This window comes from Alistipes sp. AF14-19 (assembly GCF_003461645.1).
Classification (GTDB): Bacteria; Bacteroidota; Bacteroidia; order Bacteroidales; family Rikenellaceae; genus Alistipes; species Alistipes shahii.
In genome coordinates, this window is record NZ_QTXM01000001.1 from 128,929 (window position 1) to 146,225 (window position 17,297).

Genomic DNA, 17,297 nt, shown 5'->3' on the forward strand with positions numbered 1-17,297 from the left:
GACTCTGCGTTTTTTTCGGATTGCCACGTCGCCTGCAGCTCCTCGCAATGACGTAAAACCCCATCATTCTATTCGTAAAGCAAGTACTGCACCCGCTTTTCGCGGTAGCGTTCCACATCGGGAACCCAGCGGGCGCGGATCGCCTCCTCCGAAGCCCCGGCCACGATCATCCCGCGCACCCATCCCGCACCGACCAGCTTTTCGAACATCGGGGTGAAGAACCTGTCCCCCAGCCCCAGATCGCGGTAGGCGTCGATCATGTAGCGCAGCGAGAATCCCACTTCGCGGGCCTCGGAGAGCGGCATGCCGCGCAGGTCGACGCCGTGGCACAGCCGGCCTTCGAGCGGCGGATGTTTGGCCCCGGCCGTGGGGCGCGGCGTAAAGGAAAAGGCGCGTCCGGTCATATCGGGATGTCCGTAGATTTCGAACGGGCAGTCCGTTCCGCGTCCGAGGCTCACGACCGTGCCCTCGAAGGGGCACAGCGCGGCATAGAGATAGACGGCGCGCGCAGTCGGAAGGTTGGGCGACGGAGCGACGGGCAAGAGGTATTCGGTGGCATGGGTGTAGTTGCGGCACTTCACGACCGTCAGGTCGCACGGCTTCGCCCACCCTTCGCCAACGGCCATGCGGGCGATTTCGCCCATCGTCAGTCCGTGGAGCACGGGGACCGGAATCGCCCCGACGCCCGATTTGTACTTCATGTCGAGAACGGGTCCGTCGACAAGATGCCCGTTGGGATTGGGGCGGTCGAGCACCACGACCAGGCGGCCGAAATCGGCGCAGGCGTCCATCATCCGCAGCATCGAGATATAATAGGTATAGAAGCGCAGACCCACGTCCTGCATGTCGACGACCAGCACGTCGAACGAGCGCATCGCCTCGTCCGAAGGCCGTTTCGCGTTGCCGTCGTAGAGCGAGCGGATGGGAATGCCCGTCCGGGCGTCGACCGAACTTGCGACCCGCTCCCCGGCATCGGCCGTGCCGCGGAATCCGTGCTCGGGCGAGAAGATCGCCGCGACGGCAAACCCTTCACCGTGGAGCAGGTCGACCAGATGCACCCGCCCGGAGGCATCGGCTCCCGGCGCGCCGGGCAGCTCCGCCACGGAGGTCTGGTTGGCCAGCACGGCCACGCGCCGTCCCCGCAGCAGCGGGTAATAGGACGCCGTGTCGGTCATGCCGACGTTCACCTGCGCCGGAGCGGCGAAGGCTGCAAAAATGGTGAATACAAGGATAAAAACAGATCGCTTCATAGAGCAAAGATAATATTTTGCACCGAAAAATGCTATCTTTGCGGAAAAGCGCCTCTGCCATGAACCTTCGTAAAACGGATCGCTCCGAGCTGAACCTTTTCCCGGCCCTGTCTTTTCTGGTTGTCTGTTTCATCGGAGGCTATTTCCTTTGGGCAACGAAAGATGCGCTGCCCTCGGAGGCGGACAATACGGATTTTCGCTACGCTCCATCCCGGGCAAAAGAGTTAGCCCAGGAACTCGACTCAATCTATTCCTGCAAATCGGGACCGGGGATGGAGGAGTTTCCGGAGACATGGCATCGGAAATATACGTCCAACGCATCGGCTCCGGACAACCAGAACGACACGCTGCGTAACGTTTACAATCTCTTTACCACCCTCTTCAATCCCGACCCGACGCTTCGTCCGAGGGGTTTCCGGAGCGATTCGGCCTACCGCTACGTCGTTATCCAATCGCAATTGACGTTCTGTGTCGCAGAGGACGGCATGTTCGATTATTATTACGAAAGCTCCCCTCCTCCCACATTTCCGACCGACGGATTTTACCTTCTCCGCAAAGCGGGAGCCTATTACAGGGTTTTGGACGATTTCCGACCGCAAATCCGGCAAGCGGGGTTAAAACAGCTCTATCTCACCGATGAATACAAGGATGCTCTCGAACTGTTTCTGGAGAAAAACGGATACTGGCCCGACGAAGAGCGGACATCCGCAGAATCGGGCCGGAAGCGGATGCGTTTCCTGCAAAACTACTGGTACGTCATCAACGGGCATTGGGAAGGATGGCATCTCGGAATCCCCGCAATCGGATACATCGTCCTGAACAAATCACTCGACAAGGCCGTTGCCGAGGTAGTGGAAGAGTACAACGGCAGCGGCGTCCTTCTACATAAGACGCATTCGGGCTGGAAAGAAGTGGGCGGACTTTATCATTGGGAGGAATAATCCCTACGCCTGCGCGCCGTATTCCATCAGATAGGCCTTGATGAAGGCGTCCAGGTCGCCGTCCATCACCGACTCCACGGCCGAAGTCTGCACGCCCGTGCGGTGATCCTTCACGCGGCGGTCGTCGAAGACGTACGAGCGGATCTGCGAACCCCACTCGATCTTCTTCTTCGAAGCCTCCAGCGCCTGCTGCGTCGCCATACGCTTGTCCAGCTCGCGCTGGTAGAGTTTCGAGCGGAGGATGCGCATGGCGTTCTCGCGGTTCATCAGCTGCGAGCGCGTCTCCATGTTCTCGATCAGGTACTCGATCGCCTCGCCCGTGTCGGGGTCTTTCGCGTGGTAGCGCAGGCGCACGGCCGTCTCCACCTTGTTGACGTTCTGCCCTCCGGCGCCCGACGAACGGAACGTGTCCCACTCGATGTCGGCGGCATTGACCGTGATCTCGATCGTGTCGTCGACGGCCGGCGATACGAACACCGACGCAAACGTGGTCTGACGCTTGTTGTTGGCGTTGAACGGCGACAGGCGCACCATGCGGTGCACGCCGTTCTCGCTCTTGAGGTAGCCGTAGGCGTATTCCCCCTCGAACTCCAGCGTGCAGGATTTCACCCCGACTTCGTCGCCGGCCTGGAAGTCCAGCACCTTGACCTTATAGCCGTGGGCCTCGCCCCAGCGGGTGTACATGCGCATGAGCATCGACGCCCAGTCGAGCGCCTCCGTGCCGCCCGCCCCGGCGTTGATGTCGAGAATGGCCCCGAGTTTGTCCTCGTCGCGGCGCAGCATGTTGCGCATTTCGAGTTTTTCGATCTTTTCGAGCGTCGCGGCGTAGTGGGCGTCCATCTCCTCCTCGCTGACCACGCCCTCCTTCACGAAGTCGGGCATCAGCTGAAGGTCCTCGGCATCCTTGCGAATGGCGTCGTAATCCTCGACCCATGCCTTGATCCCCGCCACCTTGCGCAGCTGCTCGCGCGCCTTGTCGGGGTTGTCCCAGAAGTTCGGCTCCTGGGTTTTCTCCTCTTCGTTGCGCAGGTCGATGCGCTTCTGGTCGATGTCCAAACAGCGTTCCAGCGCTTCCCGGCGCTGTTCGATCTCCTTGATCTGTTCCGCAAGTACCATAATATGCTCAAAATTTCATGTTCAGTTTCCGTGCGGCGAACTCCAGGATGAAATCCGCCGTGCCCTCGTCGCCCAGCGGCGAGGTGCTGACGCAGAGGTGGTAGGTCGCCGCCTCGCCCCACGTCCGCGAGCTGTAATAGTTGTAATACGAGGCGCGCCGGGCGTCGACGCGCTCCATCATCGCGCGGGCCTCCTCCGCGGTGCATCCCTGCCGGCGGCGGATGCGGCCGATGCGGTCGGCATCGTCGGCCGTGAGGAAGACATTGACGCAGCGCGGATTCTCGCGCAGGATGTAATCGGCACAGCGGCCCACAAAAACCGCCGATTCACGCGCCGCGACGGCGCGGATCACGTCGCTCTGAATCTTGAACAGCGCGTCGTTCGACAGCACGTTCGTCACGCCCCCGTCGTCGCCCACGAACGGCGCCCGCAGGTAGCCGACCACGGTCGAAATCACGCCGCGCGACTCCTTCTCGTCGGCCTTCTCGAAAAACTCGGAGCAGATGCCGCTCTCGCGCGCCGCCAGGTTGATCAGCTCCTTGTCGTAGAGCTTCACGCCCAACCTGCGGGCGATGATCTCCCCGACGGTCCTGCCGCCGCTGCCCAGCTGGCGGCCGATGTTGATGACGAATTGTTCCATAGTCCTATCCCTCTTTGGCGGCGTTTTCCGCACCGATGGCCCGGAATTTCCGCAGTTGGTAAGTCAGCATGAAGAAAGCCACCAGCGAAGCCAGGAAGTCCGACAGCGGCATCGAGCACCACACGCCCCAGCTGCCGTTCCACTCGGTGCAGACGTCGAAAATGTGCGGCAGGAAGATCAGTCCGGGCATCAGAAACAGCAGCTGGCGCGACAGCGACAGGAAGATCGCCTTGCCGGCCATGCCGATGCTCATAAAGAAGTTGGTGGCCACCATCTGGAAACCGATGATCGGGAAGCAGAAGAAGACGATGCGCATGCCTTCGACCGCCAGGCGGATCAGCTCCTCGTCGGAGGTAAACATTCCCACGGCCAGGCGCGGCATGAACTCGCCGAGGAGGAATCCCGCGGTGGTGACGCACGTCGCGCCGATCATCGTCAGCTTCAGCACGCGCATCACGCGGTCGTACTGCTTCGCGCCGAAGTTGTAACCCGCAATGGGCTGCATGCCCTGGTTGACGCCCAGCACGATCATCACGAAGAAGAACGCCAGGCGGTTGACGATGCCGTAGGCGCCGATCATCAGGTCGCCGCCGTACTCCTTCAGCCCCTTGTTGATGAGGATGACGATGAAGCACGCCGCGAGGTTCATCAGGAAGGGCGACATGCCGATGGCCAGCATGTCGCGCACGATCTTCTTCCGCAGGCGGTAGATGCCGCGGCGGAAGTGGAGAAGCTCCTGTTTGTTCGAAAGGATGCGCAGCTGCCACACGAGCGAGATGACCTGCGCCAGCACCGTGGCGATAGCCGCTCCGCGGATGCCCCAGCCGAAACCGAAAATGAACAGCGGGTCGAGGATCGTATTGATGACCACGGTGTTGATCGTGGCGTACATCGACTTGCGGGGATGCCCCGAGGCGCGCAGCACGGAGTTCAGACCCAGATACATGTGCGTGACCACGTTGCCCAGCAGAATGACGGTCATGTATTCGCGGGCATAGCCGATCGTGGCCTCGCTGGCCCCGAAGAAATAGAGGATCGAATCGAGGAACAGAAGCGCCACGAGGCCGAACGCTATGCCGATGATCAGATTGAGCACCAGTACGTTGCCCAACACCCGCTGGGCCGTTTCGTAGTCGCGCTGGCCCAGGCGCATCGAAATCAGCGTCGCGGCGCCCACGCCCACCAGCGAACCGAACGCCGCGGCGAGGTTCATCAGCGGGAAGGTCAGCGCAAGGCCCGAGATGGCCAGCGGCCCGACCCCGTGGCCGATGAAGATGCTGTCGACCATGTTGTAGAGCGACGAGGCCGTCATGGCGATGATCGCCGGCACGGCATATTGCACGAGCAGCTTCCGGATTCGCTCGGTTCCGAGCTCCAAAGCCGCCGATTTTATCTCCGTCATAAGTTATATTCCCTTAAAAATTCCATTACCGGCCCGCACGTACGGCACGCACGCCCGGGGCTGCCTCACAGCACGCTATGCGCCAGCAGTTCGCGGCTGAATCGCGCGGGGTAATAAATATCGCAAATGTAATGCTTGGGGCAAGTGAAGCTCCACCCTTCGGCGCTCCGGTATTCGTAGTCATCCCCCCGGCTGATCCGCTCGGCCGGGTAGCAGCGGCGCTCGATGAGCGGAATGTCGATCTGCGAGAAGAACCGCCGCATCGCCACGTCGATGTACAGCCCCGTTCCTTTCAGCGCGACGCCGAGCCGCAATTCGCTGCCCGCACGCGAGGTCTCCCGTACGACGCACCACTCCAAAGGCATCCGGGCGGGCAGGCCGAACTGCACCCTGAAAAACCGCAAGGTATTGTACCGGTATGTCTCCATGTCTCTGTCCTTATCAGATAAAACGTTACAAATTCCCTGAAAATTCCGTTTTCGCCGCGGCCGGGTACTCCGGCGTGGCGCCCGCGCACGAACAGACGAAAGCCGCGACCTTCGACGCGAACGCCTGGGCCGGCCAGATGTCGTACCCGGCGGCCAGCATCGCGCAAAACGCCGCCGTGAACGAATCGCCCGCACCGACCGTGTCGACAGGGCGGACACGCTCCCCGCGGGGAATCACATAGGCCGAAATCCGGTTCCGGGTGAACACGCGGCTGCCCTCGGCGCCCTCGGTGAGGATGACCATTTCGAGGTTCTCCCGGCGGTCGAGCAACTCCCGGCACAGCCCGCCCGGATCGGCGGCGGGACATCCGGTCAGGCATCCGGCCACGCGCGGAGCCTCCTCGTCGCTGATCTTCAAAATATTGCAGCGAGCCATCGACTCCTCCAGCACCTCCCGCGAGAAGAAATCCTGCCGCAGGTTGACGTCGAACACGCGCAGCGTCGGCCGCTCCCGGCGAATCACCCCGTCGAGAAACCGGACGACGGTAGCGTGCGACGCCGCGCTGCGCTGCGCCAGCGAACCGAAGCAGACCACATCGGTCCGGGCGGCCAGCCGGGCCAGCGCATCCGACCACGTCATTGCATCCCATGCGCCGGGCAGAATCTCGTAGGCGTTGACCCCGGCGGCATCCCGGCGTTTGTCGACGACGCCGGTAGGCAGCTCCCCGACGCGGCAAAGCCCGTCGCAAAGCCCGCGGGCCTCCAGTTCGGCCGACACCGCGCGGCCGCGCTCATCGTCCCCGACCGCGCTGACCACATGCACCTCCGCCGCATCCGGACCGGAAATCAGCCGGGAGCACTTGAGGAAATGATCGGCGAAATTGGCCGGCGCGCCGCCGAAGGTATATTCGTCCGTCACGACATCGTGGTCGTAAAGCACCTCGCCCAGTCCGACGGCTACGATCTTGTCCGGATTCCCCATACCAGCAGGCGTTTTATTCCAGTTCCCAGTCCGTGCCGTCCTTGCGGTCCTTGACGCGGATGCCGGCGGCCGTGAGTCCGTCGCGGATGCGGTCCGAGGCGGCCCAGTCCTTCGCCGCACGGGCTTTCAGGCGTTCGTCCAGAAGCATCTCGACCAGCGGCGTCACGTAGTCGCGCCCCGAAGCCGTCCCGGCGGCCTTCTCGTCGCGCAGGCCCAGGATGTCGAAAGCGTAGCGGCGCACGGTGGCCGTCAGCGCCGCGAGGTCGGCGGCCGTGATCGTCTGCGAGCCGTCGGCCAGCTGGTTGATCGTGCGCACCCAGTCGAACAGCGCCGAAATGACCATCGGCGAGTTCAGGTCGTCGTCCATCGCCTCGGCGCAGCGCGTCTCCAGCTCGGCGGGATCGACCGTCGAGACCTCCGCGGGTTTGATCTTCCCGAGCGTCTCGATGCCCTTCATCAGGCGGTCCAGCCCCTTCTCGGCGGCTTGCAGGGCCTCGTTCGAGAAATCGAGCGTCGAGCGGTAGTGGGCCTGGAGCACGAAGAAACGGATCGTCATAGGCGAATAGGCCTGCGAAAGCTTCGGGTGCGACCCGGTGAAGAACTCCTCCAGCGTGATGAAGTTGCCCAGCGACTTGCCCATCTTCTGCCCGTTGACCGTCATCATGTTGTTGTGCAGCCAGTAGCGGGCCGAATCGTGGCCCAGCGCGGCGGTCGACTGCGCGATCTCGCACTCGTGGTGCGGGAACATCAGGTCCATGCCGCCGCCGTGGATGTCGAAACGCTCCCCGAGGTAGCGCGTGGACATCGCCGAGCACTCCATGTGCCAGCCCGGGAAACCCTCGCCCCAGGGCGACGGCCACCGCATGATATGCTCGGGCGACGCCTTCTTCCACAGCGCGAAGTCGTAGGAGTGGCGTTTGTCCGACTGCCCGTCCAGCTCGCGCGTGTTGGCGACGATGTCGTCGAGGTTGCGCCCCGACAGCCTGCCGTAGTTGTATTTGGCGTTGTACTTCTCTACGTCGAAGTAGACCGAACCGTTCGCCTCGTAGGCATAGCCGTCGGCCAGAATCCTCTTCACGAACTCGATCTGCTCGATGATGTGTCCCGAGGCATAGGGTTCGATCGAGGGGGTCTCGACGTTGAGCGCGTCCATCGCCCGGTGGTAACGCTCCGTGTAGTAGTGCGCCACCTCCATCGGCTCCAGCTGTTCGAGCCGGGCCTTCTTGGCGATCTTGTCCTCGCCCTCGTCGGCGTCGTGCTCCAGATGGCCCACGTCGGTGATGTTGCGCACGTAGCGCACCTTGTAGCCCGAAGCCTTGAGGTAACGGAACAGCAGGTCGAACGTCACGGCGGGCCGGGCGTGGCCCAGATGCGGATCGCCGTAGACCGTGGGACCGCAGACATACATGCCCACGCGGCCCGGAACGAGCGGCTCGAAGACCTCCTTGCGGCGGGTGAGCGTATTGTAAAGTACGAGTTTGGAATCCATAATCGCAAATTAACGTTTTGAACGGGTAAAGGTACGAATTTTTACACGGAAACCGAAAAATAAATCGTACCTTTACGCCGATTATTATGAAATTTCAAGACTTACGACTCTCCGAGCCGCTGTTGCGCGCCATCGGAGAAAAGGGGTACACAGATCCCACCCCCATTCAGCAACAAGCCATTCCTCCCGTACTCGAAGGCCGCGACCTCCAGGGCTGCGCCCAGACCGGAACGGGCAAAACCGCAGCTTTCACGCTGCCGATGCTCCAACTTTTAGCCGCCGAACCGGCCCCCAAGGGACGCCGCCCGATCCGCGCCCTGGTGCTCACCCCGACGCGCGAACTGGCCATCCAGATCGACGAGTGCTGCCGCGACTACGCCCGCTACACCCCCATCCGCCACTGCGTGATCTTCGGCGGCGTCAACCAGCGTCCGCAGGTCGACGCGCTCCAGAAGGGCGTGGACCTGCTGGTGGCCACCCCGGGCCGCCTGCTCGACCTGATCGGGCAGGGTTACGTGACGCTCGACACGATCCGTTTCTTCGTGCTCGACGAGGCCGACCGCATGTTGGACATGGGCTTCATCCACGACATCCGCCGCATCCTGCCGCTGCTTCCCGAACGGCGTCAGACGCTCTTCTTCTCGGCCACGATGCCCGAGTCGATCGCCGCGCTGGCCGCGAAAATCCTCCGCAACCCGGTGCTGGTCACCGTCACGCCCCCGGCGTCGGTGGTCGAGACCATCGCGCAGACGGTCCATTTCGCCGAAAAAGCCGAAAAAAGCCAGCTGCTGATCGACCTGCTCTCGGCATCCGACGCCCAGCAGGTGCTCGTATTCTCGCGCACGAAGCACGGCGCCGACAAGCTGGCCAAAATCCTGAACCGGGCCGGCATCCGGTCGTGCGCCATCCACGGCAACAAGTCGCAGAACGCCCGCGTGAAGGCCATGAACGATTTCAAGTCGGGCGAGTGCCGGGTGATGATCGCCACCGACATCGCCGCCCGCGGCATCGACATCGACCAGCTGCCGCTGGTGATCAACTACGAACTGCCGGAGGTGGCCGAAACCTACGTCCACCGCATCGGCCGCACGGGCCGCGCGGGACACGAGGGCGCGGCGTGGTCGTTCTGCTCGGAGGACGAGTTCGAGTATCTCTGCGACATCCAGAAACTCACCGGACTTACGATCCCCACCGAGGGACCGGTTCCGGAATATGCCCTGCGCAAGGCCGCCCCGGCGCGGAAACCCGCGCAGAAGGCCGCACAGCGTCCCGCCCGCACCCAGGAGCCGAAACCGGCCCGGAACGCCGGAGCCAAATCCGCACAGCGTCCCGCCCGGGATGCGGACGCCGGACAGCAGCCTGCGCAGCGGCCGGCCCGCAACACGGAGCAGAAGGCCGCCCGCAATGCCGCGAAAGCCGCCGGGAACAAATCCGCCGCCACCGCAGCGCCGAAAAACGCCCCCAACCCGGCTCCGGCCCCTTCGGCAAAGCCGTCCCGCCGCCGCAAACGCAGAGGGTCGGGGAACGCCGCCGGGTCCGCGGCTACCGCCATCGCCGCACCGGCGGCAACGGCCGAGGCCCCGCAGAAAAAATGGTGGAAAAGGTGGCTGTAAACGCATTTCGCGTAATAAGGTTGGAAAAAACGCGTTAAATCATTACTTTTGCACGATAAGTAGTTACGAAAAAAGTTTTCTCGGATATGCACTTTTACAAACGCTGGAACAACATCACGGGCTGGGCCGTATTCGCCGTCGCGGCGATGGTCTATCTGATGACGATGGAACCCGTCTCAAGCCTCTGGGACTGCTCGGAGTTCATCGCGACATCCTACAAACTCGAAGTGGGACACCCGCCCGGAGCCCCGCTGTTCATGATGCTGGCGCGCCTGGCCACGCTCTTCGCCTTCGGAAACCCCGACTACGTGGGCATCGCCGTCAACGCCATGAACTCGCTGGCCAGCGCCTTCTGCATCCTGTTCCTGTTCTGGACCATCACCCACCTGGCACGGCGTCTGGTGACGCGCGACGGCGCGCAGCTCACCGCCGCCAACACATGGGCCGTCCTGGGCGCCGGAGCCGTCGGGGCCCTGGCCTACACCTTCACCGACACGTTCTGGTTCTCGGCCGTCGAGGGCGAGGTCTACGCGCTCTCGTCGATGTTCACGGCGCTGGTCGTGTGGCTGATGCTCAAATGGGAGGAGCAGGCCGACGAACCCCACTCCTCGCGCTGGATCGTGCTGATCGCCTACCTGATGGGACTCTCGATCGGCGTGCACATCCTCAACCTGCTCTGCATCCCCGCGCTGGTCTTCATCTACTACTTCCGCAAGACCGCCACGGTGACCTGGCGAGGCATCGCCCTCTCGACGCTCGTGTCCGGGGCGATGATCGTCTTCGTCAACAACATCATCATCCCCTACACCGTCTGGATCGGGGCGCAGATCGACACGCTGTTCGTCAACACGTTCGGCCTGCCGGTCAACTCGGGCATCACGCTCTTCGCGCTGGCGCTGATCATCGGCCTGGGATGGGCCGCATGGGCCGCCCACAGACGGGGCCGCGTGCTGCTCAACATCATCCTGCTCTCGACGACCATGATTCTCGTCGGCTACTCTTCCTACGCCTCGGTGACCATCCGCGCCGCGGCGAACCCGCCGATGAACTCCAACAACCCCAACAACCCCCACGCCCTGCTGTCGCTCCTGAACCGCGACCAGTACGGCGACCGCCCGCTGCTGTACGGCGCGCAGTATTCGGCTCCCCCCGAGGGCGTGAAGGAGAAGAAGGTGTGGTATCTGGACGAGGACGGCAAGTACAAGACCGCCACGGTGCTCACGGGCTACACCCACGCTCCGGAGTTCATGCAGCTCTTCCCCCGCATGTGGAACTACTCGAAGGGCGAAAAGGCCTACAAGGAGTGGGCCGCCTACCGCACCAAGACCGAGACGCTGCGCGACGACAAGGGCGAGGTCCTGCGCGACGCACAGGGGCGTCCCATGCGCGGCGAGACGCTCGACTTCGGACGCAAACGGGCCTACACCGACTCCTACGGCGAAACCCGCACGGTCACCGAACCGACGTTCTGGGAAAACGTCCATTTCTTCTTCAACTACCAGCTTTCGTACATGTACTGGCGCTATTTCATGTGGAACTTCGTGGGACGCCAGAGCGACATACAGCCTTCGCGCACGACGATCACCGACGGCAACTGGCTCTCGGGTATCCGCTGGATCGACGAGAAATACGTCGGCCCGCAGGACAACCTGCCGCGCGAAATCGCCGAAAACAAGGGCCGGAACACCTATTATTTCCTCCCCTTCCTGCTGGGACTCATCGGACTCGTCTACCAGTTGAACCGCGACCAGCGCAACTTCTCGATCGTGCTGTGGCTGTTCGTGATGATGGGCATCGCGCTGGTCTTCTACTTCAACACCTCGCCCGGCGAGCCGCGCGAACGCGACTACGTCTATGCGGGATCGTTCTACGCCTTCTCGATCTGGATCGGATTCGGCGTGCTGGCCCTGCGCGACCTGATCGCCCGGCTCTCGAAGCGCGACAACGTGGCGACGGCAGCCGCGGCAACGGTCGTCGCAATGAGCGTCCCGGCCATCCTCGCGGCCCAGAACTGGGACGACCACGACCGTTCGCACCGCACGATGGCCCGCGACATCGGCTGGAACTACCTCCAGTCGACGCTCCCCAACTCGATCATCCTCAACTACGGCGACAACGACACCTTCCCGCTGTGGAACAATCAGGAGGTCTACGGCGTGCGCCCCGACGTGCGGATTATGAACACCTCCTACCTCGGCGGCGAGTGGTACATCGACGAGATGAAGACCAAGGCCAACGACGCCCCCGGCGTCCCCTTCTCGCTGCCCAAGCACAAGTACACCTTCAACAACGACATGATCTACGTCACCAACAGCATCGACCGCCCGGTGGAGATCAAGGAGGTGATCGACTTCGTGCGCAGCGACGACCCCCGCAGCAAGGTCAAACTCGCCGACGGCACGCTGGCCGACTACATCCCCGCCAAGCGCATCGCCCTGCCGGTGAACAAGGAGAACGCCCTGGCGTCGGGCATCGTGGCCGAAAAGGACCGCGACAAGATGGTCGACACGGTGTTCATCAACATCAAGAAGAATTCGCTGGACAAGAACCAGCTGATGATCCTCGACATGCTGGCCAACTTCGACTGGAAACGCCCGATCTACATGACGCAGGTCTACATTCTCCAGGACTTTGGGCTGATGGACTACCTCCAGTTCGACGGCTACGCCTACCGCCTGGTGCCGATCCTCACCCCGACGCAGAACCCCTACGAGATCGGACGCATCGACGCCGACTACGCCGCGCCGCTGCTGCGCGACACGTTCCGCTACGGCAACCTCAAAGACCCGCGGGTCTACGCCGACTACTTCATCCAGTACAACCTTTCGGCCTCGCACGCCCGCGACGCCTTCGCCCGCGTGGCCAAGGAGCTGCTGCGGCAGAACCGCGTCGCAGAGGCCGTCGAGCTGCTCGACCTGGGGCTGGAGCGGATGCCGACCTCGCAGGTGCGCTTCACCGACACCAACACCTACCCCTTCCTGGAGGCCTATTACGCCGCTTCGGCCATGGGCGACAAGGAAGCCGCCGCGAAGGGCGACGCCCTCTTGAGGGAGTATGCCCAGACGCTGATCGAATACATCGAGCACTACCTCCGTTTCGAAGGGGCGCAGGGCGACATGGTCTCGGGCCTTATCGACGAGAAGCTCGACCAGCTGGGCGACATCTACTACCTGGCCAGCTACGCCGACCGCAAGGAGGTGGTGGCCGAACTGAACGACTACTACCGTTCGCTGGGGGTCTCCGAGGAGAACCTGATCGACGTGGGCGACAAACGCCAGCAGCCCGACTCGGCGCTGCTGCCCGCCGCGAAATAACCGGAACCGGAAATGAAATAACGCACGTAACGCTTCTGTTACGTGCGTTATTTTTATGCGGCCGCCCACCCGGAACGGATTTCGGGCAGGCCAAAATCCGGTTCCGCGGTTAAAACCGACATTTTTTGAGCCTGAACACTCCCAATTGCCCTCACCTTTCACTATATTTGCAAAATAAACCGTTTTTCACGAATCCAAACCCTGAACTTATGCCGCTTTTCATTCCGGAAGACTATACGGCCAAGCTCGCTCCCGAAACGATGGAGCAGGCCATCACCTATCTCAAGGAGATTTTTCCCGACATGCTGGCCCGCCGCCTGCGCCTACGCCGCGTCACGGCGCCGTTGTTCGTCCTTTCGGGCACGGGCATCAACGACGACCTGAACGGCGTGGAGCGCGCCGTGTCGTTCCCGATCCGCGATCTGGGCGACCGCCGGGCCGAGGTGGTGCACTCGCTGGCCAAATGGAAACGCATGAAACTGGGGACCTACAAGATCGCCCCGGGATACGGGCTGTACACCGACATGAACGCCATCCGCGCCGACGAGGAGCTGGACAACATCCACTCGCTCTACGTCGACCAGTGGGACTGGGAACGCACGATGCGCCCCGAAGAGCGCAACCTGAACTTCCTGAAAGCGACCGTCGAAACGATCTACGAGGCGATGAAAGCCGTCGAGGAGGAGGTTTACGAACTCTATCCGCACATCACGCCCATACTGCCCGAGCGAATCACGTTCCTGCAGGCCGAGGAGTTGTTGCAGGAGTTCCCCGCGCTGACGCCCAAGGAGCGCGAGCAGGCGGCGGCCCGCAAATACGGCGCGCTGTTCCTCATCGGCATCGGCGGCGAACTTTCCGACGGGCAGCGGCACGACGGACGCGCCCCGGACTACGACGACTGGAGCACCCCGACCGAAGGCGGTTACAAAGGGCTCAACGGCGACATCATCGTGTGGAACCCGGTGCTGGAGAGCGCCTTCGAACTTTCGAGCATGGGCATCCGCGTCGACGCCGAGGCCCTCGAACGCCAGCTTGCGATCTGCGGATGTCCCGAGCGGCGCGAAATGGAGTTCCACCGCCTGCTGCTCGAAGGACGGCTGCCGCTCTCGATCGGCGGCGGCATCGGCCAGTCGCGCCTCTGCATGTTCTACCTGCGCTGCGCCCATATCGGCGAAGTCCAGGTCAGCATCTGGCCCGAGCGGATGATCGCCGAGTGCGCCGCCCACGGCATCCACCTCAAGTGAGGCGGCTCCTCGAAAGCGCCCCGGTCCCTCGCCGAAAGCCGACCGCCCCGCGGAAACGCTCCGGCTGCTCCGGATTAAGAAAAAGCCCCCGCTCTCGGAGCGGGGGCTTTGCTTATTTTCCGGCGGCAGGCTGGTCCGGAGTCTGGCCGTTCTTGTTCTTGTTGTAAAGGAAACGCTTGATCTTATGCGTGGGGGTCTTGATGAAATCCTCCTTCTCCTCAACGACCTCCGAGATCCGCGAAAAACGGTTGACCTTGGCGTTGACGAAATCCATGATCTCCTTCTTCAGCTGTTCGGTCTTGGCCTCCCAGGCCTCCTTCTTGCTCTCCCACTCCTCGCGCCAGTCGTCGATCATCGACTCGATCTCCTCGCGGTTGAAGTGCACCAGGGCGATCAGGCGGCCCTCCTGCTCCGTGACGATCGAATCGGCGATGCAGACGTGCGAGTTGAGCACCGTCTCGATGTCCTCGGGATAGATGTTCTCGCCGCCGGGACCCACGATCATGTTCTTCAGACGGCCCTTGATGTAGAGCCAGCCGTCCTTGTCCAGCTCCCCGAGGTCGCCCGTGCGGAACCATCCGTCGGCCGTGAAAGCCTCCTTCGTAGCCTCGGGATTCTTGAAATAGCCCACCATCGCACTCGGCGTGCGGGCCACGATCTCGCCCTGACGGGTCTCGGGGTTGACGTTCTCCAGCCGCAGTTCGACGCCCGGGGCCTGGGGACCGGTCGATCCCAGCCGCACCATCGAAGGGGCCGCGCCGGCCAGCAGCGGTGCGGTCTCGGTCAGCCCGTAGCCGATGGCATAGGGGACGCGGGCTTCGAGCAGGAATTTCTCGGCCCCGCCGTCGAGTTTCGCACCCCCGATTCCCAGGAAGCGCAGACGGCCGCCGAAGAGTTTCATCAGTTTCCCGCCCGCGACGCGGTGGAGGTAGCGGCGCATGAAGCCGATGCGGTAGAGCGTGCGCCAGAAGGAGTTGGAATTGAACTTGGCGAGCACCTGGTGGCGGTAGATTTTCTCGATGATCAGCGGCACGATCAGCATGACTGTCGGGCGGATCGCACGCAGGGCGGGCATCAGCACCGAGGCCGTGGGCGGACGGTCGAGGTAGACCACCCGCGCGCCCATCGAGAAGGGATAGATCATGCCGATGGAGCACTCGTAGGTGTGCGAGAGGGGCAGCACCGAAAGGAACGTGTCGCCGCCGTCGACCGGGAAGATCGAGGCGGAGATGTCGACCTGCGCGCAGAGCGCCGCATGGGTCAGCATCACGCCCTTGGGCTTCGAAGTGGTTCCCGACGTGTAGATGATCACGGCCAGGTCGTCGGGCCGGGGAACGCCCGTCGAGCCTTCCCCGCGGACGCGCTGCGAGATGACGCCGAGGTTCTTGGTGCGGACCGCCACGTTGAGCCGCTCGATGGTCTGCTTCGAGAGCTTGGTGAAAAGTTTGTCCGACACGAGCAGGGCCTTGGCCTCCGAATGCTCGATGATCATGTCCAGCTCCTCGCCCGAGAAGTCGGGCAGGATCGGCACGGCCACCATGCCCGCCGACGTGACGGCGAAATAGCTGATGCCCCAGTTGGGCATGTTGCTGCTCAGGAGAGCCACCTTGTCCCCGGCGCGAAGCCCCGCTCCGGTGAGGATTTCCTGCACCCTGGCGATACGACGGTCCACCTCGGCATAAGTCACGTCATCGCCCTCGTACATCGAGAAAGCGACCTTCGACGCGAACTTCTCCACGCTGTTGCGGACCAGTTCGTACAGTGTATTGATAGTCATCATGTGTTCTTTTTTAGCTACGTTCGGATAACGCAAAAGTTTGGGGCGAAATTACTAATTTCCGGCTAAAAAACACTATTTTTGACATTAATTATCACGATGATCGACCATCTGTACATCAAACGGCTCGCCGCCGGCGCAGGGTTCGACCTCTGCGGCATCGCCCCGTGCCGCCATCTGGCCGAAAACGAGGCGCTGTTCCGCGCATGGCTGGCCCGCGGCCGCCAATCGTCGCTGGGCTATCTGGAACGCAACGTCGACAAACGCTTCGACGCGCGCCGGCTGGTCGAAGGCGCACGCACGGCCGTGGTCTGCGCCGTGTCGTACAAAAACCGCGTCGGCGAGGGCTATCCGCCCGGGCACCGGACGAAGGTGGCCTCCTACGCCTGCGCGGCGGATTACCACGCCACCCTCCGGACGATGCTCGGCGGGATGCTCGACGCCCTGCGCGCGGCGCACCCCGGTCTGGGAGGCCGCGCCTTCGTCGACACCGCGCCGCTGGCCGAAAAGCAGCTGGCCGTAGAGGCCGGGCTGGGGTGGATCGGCCGGCAGTCGCTGCTCGTCACGCCGCAATACGGGAGCTACGTCGTGCTGGGCGAGCTGATTCTCACCGAAGAGACCGACCGCTACGACGCGCCGTTCGAAGGGTCGCGCTGCGGAACCTGCCGCAGCTGCATCGACAACTGCCCCACGGGAGCCGTCGCCCCGGACAGGACCATCGACACGGGCCGCTGCATCTCGTGCCGCACCATCGAGCGGGAACAGCCCGGTCAAACGGACCTTCACGGCTGGATCTTCGGCTGCGACGCGTGCCAGAGCCTCTGCCCCTGGAACCGCCGCGCCCCGCAGCACCGCAACGCGGCGTTCGATGCCGTGTTCGACCCGCTGGCGATGGACGCCGCGACGTGGCTCGGCATGGATGAAGCGGCGTTCGAAGCCCTCTGCGGCCGCACGCCGCTGACACGCAGCGGACTGACCCGCATCCGAGAAAACGCCCTTCGAAACGCCGCACCCGAAGAGCCGTCGGAACGCTGAACCAGCCCCCCGCTCCGGCACGAAAAAGCGGGTTCCGGAAATCCGGAACCCGCTCTGCGGTTTATT

At 62.9% G+C, this 17,297-nt stretch carries 13 protein-coding genes; 5 read left to right on the forward strand and 8 right to left on the reverse strand.

From position 1 onward, the window contains the following. Positions 1-68: 68 nt before the first annotated feature. Positions 69-1,250, reverse strand: coding sequence for an exo-beta-N-acetylmuramidase NamZ domain-containing protein (locus tag DWW03_RS00450; RefSeq protein ID WP_022062106.1), 1,182 nt, complete (start codon positions 1,248-1,250; stop codon positions 69-71). Between the two features lie 59 nt (positions 1,251-1,309). Between DWW03_RS00450 and DWW03_RS00455 the strand changes: the two genes are divergently transcribed. After that, positions 1,310-2,191, forward strand: coding sequence for a hypothetical protein (locus tag DWW03_RS00455; RefSeq protein ID WP_022062107.1), 882 nt, complete (start codon positions 1,310-1,312; stop codon positions 2,189-2,191). Positions 2,192-2,194: 3 nt separating this feature from the next. On the opposite strand, the gene prfB is transcribed toward DWW03_RS00455, so the two are convergent. From prfB to cysS, 6 genes are all read right to left on the reverse strand, one after another. Further along, on the reverse strand, positions 2,195-3,307 hold the full coding sequence (gene prfB, locus DWW03_RS00460) for a peptide chain release factor 2 (protein ID WP_015547586.1): 1,113 nt from the start codon (positions 3,305-3,307) through the stop codon (positions 2,195-2,197). A 7-nt stretch (positions 3,308-3,314) separates the two neighbouring features. Then, complete coding sequence (locus DWW03_RS00465) at positions 3,315-3,947, reverse strand: AAA family ATPase (protein WP_022062108.1); 633 nt, start codon at positions 3,945-3,947, stop codon at positions 3,315-3,317. Between the two features lie 4 nt (positions 3,948-3,951). Next, positions 3,952-5,349: an MATE family efflux transporter gene (locus tag DWW03_RS00470; RefSeq protein ID WP_118406078.1), complete on the reverse strand. Its 1,398-nt coding sequence runs from the start codon at positions 5,347-5,349 to the stop codon at positions 3,952-3,954. A 65-nt stretch (positions 5,350-5,414) separates the two neighbouring features. After that, entirely contained in the window at positions 5,415-5,777 is a 363-nt protein-coding gene (locus tag DWW03_RS00475) for a hypothetical protein (protein ID WP_022062110.1), read from the reverse strand. Between the two features lie 25 nt (positions 5,778-5,802). Then, entirely contained in the window at positions 5,803-6,759 is a 957-nt protein-coding gene (locus DWW03_RS00480) for a carbohydrate kinase family protein (protein ID WP_015547582.1), read from the reverse strand. Positions 6,760-6,772: 13 nt separating this feature from the next. Continuing rightward, positions 6,773-8,248, reverse strand: a complete 1,476-nt coding sequence (cysS, locus tag DWW03_RS00485; protein ID WP_015547581.1) for a cysteine--tRNA ligase — start codon at positions 8,246-8,248, stop codon at positions 6,773-6,775. A gap of 86 nt (positions 8,249-8,334) precedes the next feature. Between cysS and DWW03_RS00490 the strand changes: the two genes are divergently transcribed. The 3 genes from DWW03_RS00490 to asnA all read left to right on the forward strand — a co-directional run bounded on the left by DWW03_RS00490 (position 8,335) and on the right by asnA (position 14,419). Next, positions 8,335-9,861 carry a DEAD/DEAH box helicase gene (locus DWW03_RS00490; protein ID WP_118406079.1) on the forward strand — a complete coding sequence of 509 codons (1,527 nt, stop codon included), beginning with the start codon at positions 8,335-8,337 and terminating at the stop codon, positions 9,859-9,861. A gap of 86 nt (positions 9,862-9,947) precedes the next feature. After that, positions 9,948-13,175, forward strand: a complete 3,228-nt coding sequence (locus DWW03_RS00495) for a DUF2723 domain-containing protein (protein WP_022062111.1) — start codon at positions 9,948-9,950, stop codon at positions 13,173-13,175. Positions 13,176-13,384: 209 nt separating this feature from the next. Continuing rightward, entirely contained in the window at positions 13,385-14,419 is a 1,035-nt protein-coding gene (asnA, locus tag DWW03_RS00500) for an aspartate--ammonia ligase (RefSeq protein WP_118406080.1), read from the forward strand. Positions 14,420-14,531: 112 nt separating this feature from the next. Here asnA and DWW03_RS00505 read toward each other — a convergent pair whose 3' ends face one another. Next, positions 14,532-16,196 carry an AMP-binding protein gene (locus DWW03_RS00505; RefSeq protein ID WP_022062112.1) on the reverse strand — a complete coding sequence of 555 codons (1,665 nt, stop codon included), beginning with the start codon at positions 16,194-16,196 and terminating at the stop codon, positions 14,532-14,534. Positions 16,197-16,295: 99 nt separating this feature from the next. On the opposite strand from DWW03_RS00505, the gene queG reads away from it, so the two are divergent. Further along, the gene (gene queG, locus DWW03_RS00510) at positions 16,296-17,231 is read left to right on the forward strand and encodes a tRNA epoxyqueuosine(34) reductase QueG (protein WP_118406081.1); all 936 of its coding nucleotides are present in this window, start codon (positions 16,296-16,298) and stop codon (positions 17,229-17,231) included. The last annotated feature ends 66 nt before the right edge of the window (positions 17,232-17,297 follow it).